The organism is Streptomyces sp. NPDC091289, assembly GCF_044757365.1.
GTDB lineage: Bacteria > Actinomycetota > Actinomycetes > Streptomycetales > Streptomycetaceae > Streptomyces.
This window is the reverse complement of record NZ_JBIVUT010000003.1, coordinates 142,205-154,781: the sequence shown is the minus strand read 5'-3', so window position 1 is coordinate 154,781 and position 12,577 is coordinate 142,205. Positions and strand designations below refer to the sequence as shown.

Below are 12,577 nucleotides of genomic sequence, written 5' to 3'. Positions count from 1 at the left end.
CCGCCGAGGGCGGCGTGGTCATCGGTACGTCGCGGGGATCCTTTCGTCTGTGGGGCACCCGGGGCCAGGGCGTACACCTGTTTCTTTACCGAACCCATAACCGGTGAAGGAAGTTCGCTGAGCGGACTCAGCCGCCGGATCCTTCCTTGAGCCCGTCCAGCAGTTCGCGCATCGCGTCGTCCAGGGTCCCGCGCAGCAGACGGGCGTCGGCGGCCACGGCGGTCACCAGGACGGCGGGTCCGGCGAGCGGGGTGAGGGCGGCGGTGGGGCCGAGGAGGCCGGCGGGGAGCGGGGCATTCTCGAAGGCCGGGTCGGCGAGGAGCAGTTGGCCGACGGCCCGGTGGCCGCCGAGGACGGCGGGGCCGTCCCAGCCGCCGGGGGCGCCGGGTCCGTAGGCCAGTTGCTGGTCCAGGAGCGGGCGGCCCGCGCGGTGGACGGTGAGCCGGGTGGTGAGCGCGCCGGCGGGCTCGCCGTGCCGGCCGAGGATCTGCTCCTCGCGCAGCAGCAGACGGGCGGTGGCGGCGAGTTGGACCCGGGTGGTCTGGTGGAGGTCGCTGCCGTGGGCGGAGACGAGCTGTTCGGGCAGCCAGTGCAGGACCGCCCCCTCCCCCACGGTCAGATCCACGGTGTACGTGGAGGGCCCGTCGTCCGCCCGCGCCCCGGGCAGGGCGACCGTGGCCGCCGCCGCGTCCACGGTGAGGCGTGCGCCGTCGGCGACCTCCGCCTCGATCGCCAGGCGGTCGCCGTTCAGCGGGGCGCTCATCGCGCCGACCACGGTGACCCGGGCGTACGTGGCCCGAGGCGAGCGGGTGCGGCGCAGGGCGAGCGGCCCGTCGCTCTCCAGGACGGGCAGGGCGGTGCCGCCCCGCCCGTCGGGCTCGGCGCGGAGCCGGGCCGTCGCGCGGACGCTCATGCGGTCCAGGCGGCGAGCTGTGCCCGCACCCAGTCGGCGACGGGGCCGACGCCCTCGGCGGAGGTCAGGGAGGTGAAGGCGACGGGGAGTTCGCCACGCTGCTTCTTGGCGTCCAGAGCCATCTGCTCCAGGTCGGATCCGACGTAGGGGGCGAGGTCGGTCTTGTTGATGACCAGGAGGTCGGCGGTGGTGACGCCGGGTCCGCCCTTGCGCGGGATGTCGTCGCCGCCCGCGACGTCGATGACGAAGATCTGCGCGTCGACCAGGCCCTTGGAGAAGGTGGCGGTGAGGTTGTCGCCGCCGGACTCGACGAGGATCAGGTCGAGCGGCCCGACCGCGTCCTCCAGGTCCTCGACCGCTTCGAGGTTGGCGGAGATGTCGTCGCGGATCGCGGTGTGCGGGCAGGCGCCGGTCTCGACGGCCTGGATCCGCTCGGGCGGCAGGACCGCGTTGCGCAGCAGGAAGGCGGCGTCCTCCTGGGTGTAGATGTCGTTGGTGACGACGGCGATGGAGAGCCGGTCGCGCAGCTCGCGGCAGAGGGCGGCGACGGTGGCCGTCTTACCGGAGCCGACGGGGCCGCCGAGGCCGATGCGCAGGGCGCGCCGGGTGCCGTCGGGGCGGGCGGCGTCGGCGCTGACGGCGGCGGGGCCGTCGTGGGTGTGGCCGAGGTGCATGGGAACTCCCTGTGGTGGTCGAGCGGGTGGCTACGAGGCTCTGGTGGCCGAGCGGGTCCGTTACGAGGCGAAGAGGCGGACCGGCCAGGCGGCGTGCGCCTCGGCGGTGATGTCGAGGAGCGGGGCGGAGGCGGCGGGCAGGGCGTCGATGCCCTGCCGGGCGGCCTCGGCGGCCTGTTCGGCGACCCGGTCCAGCTCGGGGGCGAGCCGGGCCAGGACGGCGGTGGCGTGGAAGGGGTCGAGGGAGAGGAGGCGGACGACGGCGGTGGCGGGGCCGCTGACGGTCTCGTACGCGACACAGTGCGCGGCGTCCTCGGGTCCGAGGCCCGCCGCCCGTGCGGTGAGCCCGAGGACGACGGGCTGGTGGGCGCCGCGCGGCCGGGCCGCCGCGAGCGCGTCCAGTTCGGGGCTCGGCCAGGTGGCGCGGGCGGCCCGCATCATCTGGCGGCCCAGCTTGCGGGCGGTGGTCCGCAGGGCGGGTGAGGGCGTCCGGGCGTCGGCGGCCTCGTCGAGGGCGAGCGGGTCCAGGCCGTGGGCGGCCGCCGCGGCGAGGGCGGCGGCGGTGAGGCCCGCGGTGTGCAGACGGCCCCGGCAGAAGTCGGCGAGGGAGTCGGCGTCGCGGATCCGGCCCTCGGCGACGGCCGGTTCGGCGCCACCGGAGTGGGCGTGCCCTCCGGCGGGGAACCGGCCGTCGGCGAGGACGAGCAGTGCTGCGCGTGACATGACCGGCCCGCTCAGAAGAGGAAGTAGCGCTGGGCCATGGGCAGTTCCGCCGCCGGTGCGGGCTCGACCGGGTCGCCGTCGATGGTGACGGCGAAGCTGTCGGGGTCGACGTGGACCTGCGGCACGGCGTCGTTCTCCCGCATGTCCGCCTTGGTGACTCCTCGGGTGCTGGTGATCGGCACGAACCGTTTGTTCAGGGCGAGCCGTTCGGGCAGCCCGTCCTCGATGGCGGCGGTGGAGACGAAGTTGAACGAGCCCTGGGCGGCCGCCCGACCGAGCGCGCCGAACATCGGCCGGGGCAGGACCGGCTGGGGCGTCGGGATGGAGGCGTTGGCGTCGCCCATCTGCGCGTACGCGATCTGGCCGCCCTTGATGACGGTCTGCGGCTTGACGCCGAAGAACGCCGGGTCCCAGAGGACGAGGTCGGCGAGCTTGCCGGTCTCCACGGAGCCGATCTCCCGGTACAGGCCCTGTGCGACGGCCGGGTTGATGGTGTATTTGGCGACATAGCGACGGACCCGGTGGTTGTCGGCCCGGCCGTCCCCGGGCAGGGCCCCGCGCCGCTTCTTCATCACATGGGCGGTCTGCCAGGTCCGCAGGATCACCTCGCCGATGCGGCCCATCGCCTGGGAGTCGGAGGAGATGATCGAGATGGCGCCGAGGTCGTGCAGGATGTCCTCGGCCGCGATGGTGGAGGGCCGGATCCGGGACTCCGCGAACGCCAGGTCCTCGGGGACGGCGGGGTTGAGGTGGTGGCAGACCATCAGCATGTCGAGGTGTTCCTCGATGGTGTTGACGGTGTGCGGCCGGGTGGGGTTGGTCGAGCTGGGCAGGACGTACGGCTCGGAGACCACGCTGATGATGTCCGGCGCGTGCCCGCCGCCCGCGCCCTCGGTGTGGTACGCGTGGATCGTCCGGCCGGCGATGGCGGCAAGGGTGTCGGCGACGAACCCGGCCTCGTTGAGGGTGTCCGTGTGGATGGCGAGCTGGGCGCCGGTCCGCTCGCAGACGGTGAGGCAGGCGTCGATGACGGCGGGGGTCGCGCCCCAGTCCTCGTGGATCTTGAAGCCCAGCGCACCGCCGCGCAGTTGGGAGTGCATCGCCTCCTGCGACATCGTGTTGCCCTTGCCGAGCAGCCCGATGTTGACGGGGAAGGTCTCCAGCGCCTCGAACATCCGGGCGAGGTGCCAGGGGCCGGGGGTGATGGTGGTGGCCTTGGTGCCCTCGGCAGGGCCGGTGCCGCCGCCGACGAGGGTGGTGATGCCGCTGGAGAGCGCCTGGTCGACGAGGGTCGGTGAGATGAAGTGGACGTGGGCGTCGACTGCTCCGGCGGTGAGCAGCTTTCCGTTGCCCGCGATGATCTCGGTCTCGGGGCCGATCACCAGGTCGGGGTGGACGCCGTCCATGGTGTCCGGGTTGCCGGCCTTGCCGATGCCGGTGATCCGGCCGTCCCGGATGCCGATGTCGGCCTTGATGATGCCCCAGTGGTCGATGACGACGGCCCCGGTGATGACGGTGTCGGGTGCGCCCTCGGCACGGGTGGTGCGGGCCTGGCCCATCGACTCGCGGATCACCTTGCCGCCGCCGAACACCGCCTCGTCGCCCGCGTGTCCGGGGCCGCCCGAGCGGTCCTCCTCGATCTCGACGAGCAGATCGGTGTCGGCGAGCCGGATCCGGTCGCCGGTGGTGGGGCCGAACAGGTCGGCGTACACGGCTCTGCTGAGGTCAGGCATCGAGGGCACCTCCGGTTTCGCCGCGCAGGCCGGGGACGACGCGGCGGCCGGCGAGGGGGACGAGTTCGACGTCGGCGGGGATGCCGGGTTCGAAGCGGACCGCCGTGCCGGCGGCGATGTTCAGCCGCAGGCCGTGGGCGGCGGCGCGGTCGAAGCGCAGTCCGGGGTTGGCCTCGGCGAAGTGGTAGTGGGAGCCGACCTGGACGGGGCGGTCGGCGGCGTTGAGGACGGTGAGGCGGGTGACCGCCCGCCCCTCGTTGAGGGGGATGTCCCCGTCCCCGTACAGGATCTCTCCGGGAATCATCGGCGCTCCCCCGTCAGACGATCGGGTCGTGGACGGTGACGAGCTTCGTGCCGTCGGGGAAGGTGGCCTCGACCTGGACGTCGTGGAGCATCTCGGGGATGCCGTCCATGACCTCGTCCCGGGTGAGCAACTTACGGCCGGACGCCATGAGTTCGGCGACGGTGCGGCCGTCCCGGGCGCCTTCGAGCAGATGGGCGGTGATCAGGGCGACGGCCTCGGGGTGATTGAGCCGCAGCCCGCGTGCCCGGCGCTTCTCGGCCACGTCGGCGGCCACATGGATGAGCAGACGTTCCTGCTCGTGCGGGGTCAGTTGCACGCTTCCACCTCATCGTCTTCCGTCCGGCTCCGGGTCCGGACGCAGCGGGACCCTATCCGCGTTCAACAGTTCGTTGAACGCGAAAGGAGGCCTCGCGACCAGGCATTGCACGTTAGGGCGGAAGTTTTTCCGTTGCGTTAACTGATCTTTGGGGGGTTCATGGACATCAGCCCGCGCAACCCGTTCTCCAGCACTTCGGGGCGTACGTCACCGAAGAGCGCCTCCTGGAGGATGAAGCCCTGCGCCGTGGCGACCATCGTGCGGGCCACATGGTCGCCGGGCACATCGCTCGCCAGGATCCCGGCGGAGCGGTAGGCCTCGACGAGCCCCGTCCAGGCGACGCGCATGATGGTGTATCCCTCGTCGAGCAGCTCGGCGAGCCGTTCGTCGCGCAGCGTCTCGGACCAGAGCTGGACGACGAGCGCGGCGAAGGTGCGGCGCTCCAGTCCGTGCACCTGACCGGCGAGCACCCCGCCGAGCACGCGACTGAGCAGCTCGTCCGGGGTGGGCGGCGGCGTCGCTCGGGCCGCCTCCTCGAAGGCGCCGCGAATGACGGCGAAGGTCTCCTGGGTGATGGCCGCGATGATGTCCTCCTTGCCGGGGAAGTAGCGGTAGACCGCTCCGGCGGACAGGCCCACCTCCTTGAGGACGTCCTGCATGGACGTGCCGTGGAATCCGTTGCGGGCGAAGCAGCGCGCCGCCCCGTCGAGGATCTGACGGCGGCGGGCGTCGAGGTGTTCCTGGGATACGCGAGCCATGCCCTCAACCTAAAACGAACATTCCTTCTTGACAATCGGGCGCAACCTGCCGACAGTGGAACCAGGTCGTAAAATGAACGATCCTTCTCTTTGAATTTCGCCACTGCCGCACGAATCGAGGCCCCTCATGCCCACCGCACCCAACCGCCGCGCGGTGGCGGTAGTCCTGCTGATCCCGCTGGTGGTGACGCTCGCCCTGTGGGCCTTCGCCTGGCCCGCCGCCCGGATCGCGCCGCGCGACCTCCCGGTCGGGGTGGCGGGCGCGGCGCCGGCCGCCCAGCAACTGGAGCAGGGACTCCAGCAGCGCGACGGCGCCTTCGAGGTGCACCGCTTCGACGACGAGGCGGCCGCCCGCACCGCGATCGAGGACCGGGTCGTATACGGAGCCGTCGTCGCCACCCCGCAGGGGCCGCACCTGCTCACCGCGTCGGCGGCGAGTCCCGTCGTCTCCCAGCTGCTGCGCGAGGCCGTGACGGCGTCCGTTCCCGAGGGCACGCAGGTCCAGGTCACCGATGTGGTCGCCGCGCCGCCCGGCGACCCCCGCGGCAGCGCGCTCGGCGCGAGCGTCCTGCCGCTGGCCCTGGCGGGCATGGCCACCGGAGCCGTCGTCACCCTGATGGGGCTGCGCGGGACGCGGGCCGCGTTGACCCTGGTCGCGTCGGCCGGACTGGTGGGCCTCGCCGCCACGGCCGTGGCGCACAGCTGGCTCGGTGTGATCACGGGCGCCTGGTGGACGGAGGCGGGCGTGCTCGCGCTCACCGTACTGGCCATCGGTTCGGCGGTGGCGGGGCTCGCCGCCCTGCTCGGGACGCGCGGCATCGGCATCGGCGCGCTGCTGATGGTCCTGCTGGGCAACTCCTTCTCCGGCGTCACCAGCGCACCGCAGCTGCTCCCCGAACCGGTCGGCATGATCGGCCAGTGGCTCCCGCCGGGCGCGGGCGGCTCCCTGCTCCGCTCGGTCGCCTTCTTCGACGGCAGCGCGGCGGGTGGCGCCGTGCTGACGCTCTCGCTGTGGTCGCTGTTCGGCCTGGCGGCGGTGCTGCTCGCCCGCCGCACACCGACACCGATCCCGGCACCGGCCGAGCCGGCCGAGCCCGCCCGGGAGCCGGCCCTGACCGGCTGAGCTCCGGATCCGCACGAGCCGCGCCGGGTGCCCCTCTCCTACGGGAGGGGCACCCGGCTTCGCGCTGTCGCCGTGCGGTCGGGCTTCAGGCGTCCCGGCCGTCGTGGGGGCGGTGCTCGGCGGCGATGCCGAACCTGCGCCGTTCGCCCTGAGCGGATGACGCGGAGCCGATCGAGGAGACCGAGCTGATCACCTGCTCCTCGGCAGCCGCTTCCTCCGCTTCAAGTCGTTGCAGGTCAGCGGCGGAAACCAGCGCGATGAGCGGCTTGCCGTGCCGCGTCACGACGACGCGTTCACCGCCGTAGACAACGCGGTTGATCAGTTCGGCTAGCTCCGCCCGTGCTTGCGTCACCGGAATCTCGTAGGCCATAGTCCCCATCATAACCTTCTGTACGTCCTGTACATTTTTTACGCATGGCCGGACGGACGGACAGATGGATGGTCAGTTCCAGCAGAGAGGCACGCCATGATCCGCCCCGCCGCCCGCTACGTACTGCCCGAGTTCACCGAGCGCACCGCGACCGGAACCCGGACCATGGACCCGTACTCCAAGCTGCTGTCCGAGCGGATCGTCTTCCTCGGGACCCCGATCGACGACATCGCCGCGAGCGACCTCATCGCCCAGTTCATGTATCTGGAGCACGCCGATCCGGACCGGCCGCTGTCGCTCTACATCAACTCCCCCGGCGGCACGTTCCAGGCGATGGCGGCGGTCTACGACACGATGCAGTTCCTGACCTGTGAGGTGGAGACCTTCTGTCTGGGGCAGGCGGGTTCGTATGCGGCCGCCCTGCTGGCGGCCGGGGCGAAGGGGCGTCGACATGCGCTGCCCGGCGCGCGGGTAGTCATTCAGCAGCCCGCACTGGAGGAGCCGATGCGGGGCCAGCCGTCCGACCTGGAGATCCACGCGCGCGAACTGGTGCGTACCCGCGAGATGTTCGCGGCCATGCTGGTCCGGCACACGGGCCGGACCGCGGAGCGCATCACCGCCGACATCGAGCGCGACACCATCCTCGACGCGAAGGCCGCCGCCGCCTACGGGCTGGTCGACCACGTCGTGGGAAACCGCTGACTCTCCCGGCCGCCCGTACGACGCGAGGTGAACCCGCCGATGAAGCCACCCGAGTTCCCGCCCCTGCCCGCACTGACCCGCGCCGAGGCCGAGTTCGTCGACTGCTATCTGGCCGTGCTCGACCAGGTGGGCCGGATCAACCCGGCCCACGGCAGCGACACCTACAGCGCACTGCGGGCCGCCCAGGCCCTGGCGTCCGGGGCGGCGGCCCTGCGCGACGCCCTGGCCCTGATGCACGAGCGCGGCGAGTCACGGATCCACGCCGCCACCCTGGCGCGGGCCCTGCGCGTCCTGGACGGGGAGCGCAGGGCGGGCCGGGTCGCGATGCCGCCGACCGCGAACTGACCGGCTCGGCGCGCGAGGAGCGCCTTACGGGAGCGGGCCGGTCGGTCCCGCGCACGACACGCCCGGTCCCGCGATCGATTTGCCTCGCTCGTTCGGCGTAGGCGATCACCCGCGCGAGCGACGGCTCAACTTGCGTTCGACGCGCGGTTCGTACTCGAAATGTGCGCTTTCGTCGCTGGTACGAGGGTGCGCGCCCAGCTCGTGGGCGAGCGCGAATCCGACCTGTCCACCCGAATGGATCAGTGGTGAGGAGACTCACAAACCACCGTTTCAGCTCGGAAATCCGGCAGCGAGTGAGTCAAGATCCCTGGGACGACAAGCCCCCGCCACCGCGGCGGGGCGGTCCGGGCGGACGCCGAGTCCTGCCGCCTCCCGGATGACTGGTCGACAGAAGTGGATCGGCAGGAGTGGAGGACCCGAGCACAACGGGCCGACCGGGAGACCGGGAAGCCCTCGGGGTGAAGCCGCGATGCGGCCGGGCAACTTCGCCAGCCCGAACCCGACAGGTCATCCTTCACAGGCGGCTGACGAAGGGTTGCGCATGTCTGCGCAGGTTCATGTCCCGTCTCTGTTCGCCCGGGTCGGCACGGCCTCGGTACTCACCCTGGCCGTGACGTCCACGATGCTGACGCCCGGTCTGGTGAGCGACGCCGAGGCCGCCACCCACTCGACGAAGGCCCTGAAGGTGGCCGCGTCGAAGAAGGGGTCTCCTTACAAGTACGGAGCATCCGGCCCCAGTCGCTTCGACTGTTCGGGGCTGACGCTGTATTCGTTCAAGAAGGTCGGGAAGAAACTTCCCCGCACGGCACAACAGCAGTACAACAAGACCCGCCATATCGCGAAGTCCCAGCGCAAACGCGGCGACCTCGTCTTCTTCCATTCGGGGCGCAGCGTCTACCACGTGGGCATCTACGCCGGGTCCGGGAAGATCTGGCACTCCCCCAAATCGGGGGACGTGGTGCGACTGGCGAAAATCTGGTCCAAGAGCGTCTGGTACGGACGGGTCCGCTGACCCACCGGCCGGACGCTCTTTCCGTGCGGGCGCTCTTCCTCGCGGAAGGAGCACCCGGTCTCAGCGCAGCAGCGGGCCGGTGACCAGCGCGAGTCCCAGACCGGTGAGCGCCACGCCGCTGCCGCCCTCGATGGCGCGGGCGGTACGCGGGCGGCGCAGCCACCGGCCCAGCCGGTCCACGAGCAGGGCCACGGCCGGGAACCAGATCAGCGCCAGCACCACCACGATGGCCGCGAGCAACAGCGTCCGGGGCAGCGGCGACTGCCCGTGGGGCACGAACTGCGGCAGCAGGCTGAGGAAGAGGACCGGGGCCTTCGGGTTGAGCGCGTTGGTCAGGAACCCCTGCCGCAGCGCCCGTCCGAACTGCCTGGGCACGGGCCGCCCCGGCGCGCCCTCGGGTGTTCCGTCGCCGCTCGCCCGGCCGCGACGCCGGATCGCGTACAGCGCGCTGATCCCGAGGTAGAGCACGTACGCGCCGCCGAGCAGCTGGACGGTGCGGAAGAGCACCGGCATCGTCACCAGCACCGCGGCGAGTCCGGCGACCGCGAGCGCGGTGTGCACCAGCAGCCCTCCGGCGACGCCGAGCGCGGTCGCCAGGCCGGCGGTGCGCGAGGCCAGGGCGTTCCGTACGACGACGGTGAAGTCGGCGCCGGGCAGCGCGACCATACCGGCGGCGACCCCCGTGAAGGCGATCAGTTGTGCGTCCATGAGGTCCACCTTGGACCGGCGGAGCCTTTAGCGTGTACTTGCAATCTTCTGGGTCTGCCTAAAGGAACGCTTTCATGTACGACCCGACACGGCTCGCGGCCCTCGTGGCGGTCGCGGAGGCGGGATCGATCACCCGGGCCGCCGCCCGCCTGGGCTACACCGCGCCCGCGCTCTCCCAGCAGCTGGCCAAGCTGGAGCGGGAGGCCGGGGCGACACTCCTGGTGCGCCACCATCGCGGGGCACGGCTGACGGCGGCGGGCGAGCTGCTGGCGGGCCGGGCCCGGCGGGTCCTGGACGAACTGGACCAGGCACGCCACGAGCTGGCGCAACTGGCCGGGCTCTCGGGCGGCCGGCTGCGGGTGGGCACGTTCACGACGGCCGGGATCCATCTGCTGCCGCCGGTCCTGAGCGCGTTCCGGCGGGCGCATCCGGAGGTCGAGCTGGCCGTCGCCGACCACGAACCGCCCGGCGGGGTCGCCGCGGTGGTCGCGGGCGAGGTGGACCTCGCCCTGACCCACGCCTACGAGCCGGCGACGGCGGCCCCTCCGCCGGTGGGCGTGCTCGTCGAACCCCTGCTGGTCGAGGAACTGGTGCTGGTCACCTCGGTGGGCCACCGGCTCTCCGAGGGCACCGGCCGGCTGCCGGTCACCGAGCTGGCCGGGCGGCCGCTGATCAGCAGCGCGCCCACGCATCCGCCCCGGCGCGGGGTCGAGAACGCGCTCGCCGAGGCCGGGGCGACGCCCGCGGTGGTCTGCGAGTCGCCGGGGTACGCGCTGGTGTGCGCGCTGGTCAGCGCGGGGCTCGGCGTGGCGGTGGTGCCGGAGATGGTCGCCTCGATGGCGCCGGCCCCGCTGGCGGTCCGGCGGCTGGAGCCCGCGTCGTTCCGCCGGACCATCTCGGTCGTGCACCGGGGCGACCGGTCGACCGCCGCGGCCGCGACGCTGCTGGCGCTGCTCCGCAGCGGATTCGGCCGAGGGAGCACGGCCGCGGCGGCGAACCGGCCCCCGGCAGGCTGACGCCCCACGTTCCTTCCGGACCGGCCGCCCCGCACCTACGCGGCCGGCCCGTGGTCATCCTTGGACCGGAACGACCCACGGCAGAGCGATCCAGACCGTCTTGCCGCCCTCGGCGGTCGGGGTGACCTGGAGCCGTCCGCCGCACTCCTTGGCCAGCGCCCGGATGATGACCATGCCCCGGCCGTTGTCCTGCCGTACGGCGGCGGGCAGTCGCTGGGGCCAGCGGGGGTGACTGTCCGTGACGCCGAGATACAGCTCCTCGTCGCGTTCGAGGCGCAGGTCCACGGTGAAGGTGGGCGACTGACCGAACGTGTGCTGGACGGCGTTGGTGGCCAGCTCCGAGATGATCAGCCTGATGGTGTCGGCGAACTCGGTGTCGTCGGGCAGGCCCCATTGGGCCAGGGTCCTGGCGACATGTCTGCGGGCCGAGGAGACCGAGACCGGATCGCTCGGCAGAGTGACGGTTGCTTCCTGATGGTCTGCCATGGCGACGCCGTCCCTTTCCCGCCCCGGACGACCGGCGGTCGGCCAGGATTGTGCTTCGCGCCAGATTGCCATTGATGCAGCTCCCTGTAACGACGTTCGGCCAAGATATGCATATATCTGTCGCTCGAAGCGGTGAATTCGGGACCCGTACGGCGTGGACGGACGGCACACTGGCCCCTCTGCGGCCGGCTCCGGTGACGGACCGGCCCTCCCCGACAGCACAAGCGGAAGCAGAAGGAGACCGGCATGCTGCACGGCCCCGTCGTCCGGCGGCGCAAGCTCGGTGAGGAGCTGCGGAGCCTGCGCCACGCCTCCGGGCTGACCAGCCGCGACGCGGCGCGGCTGCTCGGCTGGCACCAGTCGAAGGTGAGCCGTATCGAAACGGGCGCGAGCGGGGTGACGCCCGCCGACGTATCGCGGCTGCTGGACGTCTACGCGGTGCGCGACACCCAGTTGCGCTCCCTGCTCGAAGTCCTCGCGGGGTCGGCGGGCGGCGGCGGTTCGGGCTGGTGGCACGCCTACCGGGGGCTGATCCCCCCGCAGTACCGCGACTTCATCAGCCTGGAGTCGCAGGCCAGTACGGTCCGGACACTGGAGACCTCGGTGGTGCCGGGGCTGCTCCAGACCGCCGGATACGCACGGGCCGTGACCCGCGCCTCGTTGGACGGCTTACCGGACGGCCGGCTCGACTCCCTGGTCGAGGTCCGGCTGACCCGCCAGCGGGTACTGCGCGCGCGTCCGCCGCTGCGCTTCACCGCCGTGCTGGACGAGGCGGTGCTCCATCGCCAGGTGGGCGGGCCTGAGGTGATGAGGGATCAGTTGCAGCATCTGCGACAGGTGGCCCAACTGCCGCATGTGCAACTGCAGTTACTGCCGTTCTCGGTCGGTGGATACGTCGGACTCACCTCCCCTTTCGTTATTTTCTCCTTTCCGAACATTTCCGATCTGGATGTGGTCGTTCTTGACCACTTGACGAGTAGCCTCTATCTGGAACGGAAAGAAGACCTCGAGGCATACAGCTCGGCCTTCCGTACCTTGCAGGCGCACGCGCTGTCGCCCGAGCGTTCGATGGACCTCATCACCGCGATCAGCCGCAGCTAGGGGGCCGCCATGACCGACCGTCTCGCACCGCCCGTCGCACCGCCGTCACCGTCCGTAGCTCCGTCCGTGCATCCGTCCGTGCATCCGTCCGCTCCGCGTTGGCGGCGCAGCAGCCGCTCGACCGGAATGAACAACTGCGTGGAGACCGCGCCGCTCGGCAGCGCGCTGCTCGCCGTACGCGACTCGAAGGACGTGGACCGGCCGCCGCTGCGCTTCACGGCGGCGGCCTGGAGCACGTTCGTGACGGGACTCGCCCCGCACGGAGCCGGTTCTCACCGGATCGGCTGATCGGC

At 71.8% G+C, this 12,577-nt stretch carries 17 protein-coding genes and 1 riboswitch; of the genes, 7 read left to right on the top strand and 10 right to left on the bottom strand.

Annotated features, from left to right (window positions below):
• Positions 1 to 127: 127 nt before the first annotated feature.
• The 7 genes from ACIQPT_RS04910 to ACIQPT_RS04880 all read right to left on the bottom strand — a co-directional run bounded on the left by ACIQPT_RS04910 (position 128) and on the right by ACIQPT_RS04880 (position 5,421).
• A complete protein-coding gene (locus ACIQPT_RS04910; RefSeq protein ID WP_401152779.1) occupies positions 128 to 913 on the bottom strand; it encodes an urease accessory protein UreD in 786 nt (261 codons plus the stop codon).
• Positions 910 to 1,587, bottom strand: coding sequence for an urease accessory protein UreG (gene ureG, locus ACIQPT_RS04905; protein WP_401152777.1), 678 nt, complete (start codon positions 1,585 to 1,587; stop codon positions 910 to 912). Before ureG ends, ACIQPT_RS04910 begins: the two co-directional genes overlap by 4 nt.
• Positions 1,588 to 1,647: 60 nt before the next feature.
• Positions 1,648 to 2,310, bottom strand: a complete 663-nt coding sequence (locus ACIQPT_RS04900) for an urease accessory protein UreF (RefSeq protein WP_401152775.1) — start codon at positions 2,308 to 2,310, stop codon at positions 1,648 to 1,650.
• A gap of 11 nt (positions 2,311 to 2,321) precedes the next feature.
• Positions 2,322 to 4,043, bottom strand: coding sequence for an urease subunit alpha (locus ACIQPT_RS04895; protein WP_401152773.1), 1,722 nt, complete (start codon positions 4,041 to 4,043; stop codon positions 2,322 to 2,324).
• Complete coding sequence (locus ACIQPT_RS04890; RefSeq protein ID WP_044369300.1) at positions 4,036 to 4,347, bottom strand: urease subunit beta; 312 nt, start codon at positions 4,345 to 4,347, stop codon at positions 4,036 to 4,038. The genes ACIQPT_RS04895 and ACIQPT_RS04890 overlap by 8 nt, the downstream gene beginning before the upstream one ends.
• 13 nt (positions 4,348 to 4,360) lie before the next feature.
• Positions 4,361 to 4,663 carry an urease subunit gamma gene (locus ACIQPT_RS04885; protein ID WP_084744714.1) on the bottom strand — a complete coding sequence of 101 codons (303 nt, stop codon included), beginning with the start codon at positions 4,661 to 4,663 and terminating at the stop codon, positions 4,361 to 4,363.
• Between the two features lie 137 nt (positions 4,664 to 4,800).
• Entirely contained in the window at positions 4,801 to 5,421 is a 621-nt protein-coding gene (locus ACIQPT_RS04880; RefSeq protein ID WP_401152771.1) for a TetR/AcrR family transcriptional regulator, read from the bottom strand.
• A gap of 127 nt (positions 5,422 to 5,548) precedes the next feature.
• Here ACIQPT_RS04880 and ACIQPT_RS04875 point away from each other — a divergent pair, with 127 nt between their 5' ends.
• The gene (locus ACIQPT_RS04875) at positions 5,549 to 6,544 is read left to right on the top strand and encodes an ABC transporter permease (RefSeq protein ID WP_401152769.1); all 996 of its coding nucleotides are present in this window, start codon (positions 5,549 to 5,551) and stop codon (positions 6,542 to 6,544) included.
• A gap of 85 nt (positions 6,545 to 6,629) precedes the next feature.
• On the opposite strand, the gene ACIQPT_RS04870 is transcribed toward ACIQPT_RS04875, so the two are convergent.
• Positions 6,630 to 6,914, bottom strand: coding sequence for a type II toxin-antitoxin system Phd/YefM family antitoxin (locus tag ACIQPT_RS04870; protein ID WP_401152767.1), 285 nt, complete (start codon positions 6,912 to 6,914; stop codon positions 6,630 to 6,632).
• Between the two features lie 96 nt (positions 6,915 to 7,010).
• On the opposite strand from ACIQPT_RS04870, the gene ACIQPT_RS04865 reads away from it, so the two are divergent.
• The 3 genes from ACIQPT_RS04865 (at position 7,011) to ACIQPT_RS04855 (ending at position 8,973) form a co-directional block, all read left to right on the top strand.
• Positions 7,011 to 7,616, top strand: a complete 606-nt coding sequence (locus ACIQPT_RS04865; RefSeq protein ID WP_401152766.1) for an ATP-dependent Clp protease proteolytic subunit — start codon at positions 7,011 to 7,013, stop codon at positions 7,614 to 7,616.
• A gap of 39 nt (positions 7,617 to 7,655) precedes the next feature.
• Positions 7,656 to 7,961 (top strand): hypothetical protein, encoded by a 306-nt coding sequence (locus ACIQPT_RS04860; RefSeq protein WP_401152764.1) that lies wholly within the window; start codon positions 7,656 to 7,658, stop codon positions 7,959 to 7,961.
• 353 nt (positions 7,962 to 8,314) lie between these two features.
• Positions 8,315 to 8,499: riboswitch (cyclic di-AMP (ydaO/yuaA leader) on the top strand.
• 3 nt (positions 8,500 to 8,502) lie between these two features.
• The gene (locus tag ACIQPT_RS04855) at positions 8,503 to 8,973 is read left to right on the top strand and encodes a C40 family peptidase (protein ID WP_401152763.1); all 471 of its coding nucleotides are present in this window, start codon (positions 8,503 to 8,505) and stop codon (positions 8,971 to 8,973) included.
• Positions 8,974 to 9,033: 60 nt separating this feature from the next.
• Here ACIQPT_RS04855 and ACIQPT_RS04850 read toward each other — a convergent pair whose 3' ends face one another.
• A complete protein-coding gene (locus tag ACIQPT_RS04850; RefSeq protein ID WP_401152761.1) occupies positions 9,034 to 9,681 on the bottom strand; it encodes a LysE family translocator in 648 nt (215 codons plus the stop codon).
• Between the two features lie 74 nt (positions 9,682 to 9,755).
• Here ACIQPT_RS04850 and ACIQPT_RS04845 point away from each other — a divergent pair, with 74 nt between their 5' ends.
• Positions 9,756 to 10,697: a LysR family transcriptional regulator gene (locus ACIQPT_RS04845; RefSeq protein ID WP_401152760.1), complete on the top strand. Its 942-nt coding sequence runs from the start codon at positions 9,756 to 9,758 to the stop codon at positions 10,695 to 10,697.
• Between the two features lie 54 nt (positions 10,698 to 10,751).
• On the opposite strand, the gene ACIQPT_RS04840 is transcribed toward ACIQPT_RS04845, so the two are convergent.
• Positions 10,752 to 11,183 (bottom strand): ATP-binding protein, encoded by a 432-nt coding sequence (locus ACIQPT_RS04840; protein WP_401152758.1) that lies wholly within the window; start codon positions 11,181 to 11,183, stop codon positions 10,752 to 10,754.
• A gap of 246 nt (positions 11,184 to 11,429) precedes the next feature.
• Between ACIQPT_RS04840 and ACIQPT_RS04835 the strand changes: the two genes are divergently transcribed.
• Positions 11,430 to 12,284: a helix-turn-helix domain-containing protein gene (locus ACIQPT_RS04835; RefSeq protein WP_401152757.1), complete on the top strand. Its 855-nt coding sequence runs from the start codon at positions 11,430 to 11,432 to the stop codon at positions 12,282 to 12,284.
• Between the two features lie 9 nt (positions 12,285 to 12,293).
• Positions 12,294 to 12,572 carry a DUF397 domain-containing protein gene (locus ACIQPT_RS04830; protein ID WP_401152755.1) on the top strand — a complete coding sequence of 93 codons (279 nt, stop codon included), beginning with the start codon at positions 12,294 to 12,296 and terminating at the stop codon, positions 12,570 to 12,572.
• The last annotated feature ends 5 nt before the right edge of the window (positions 12,573 to 12,577 follow it).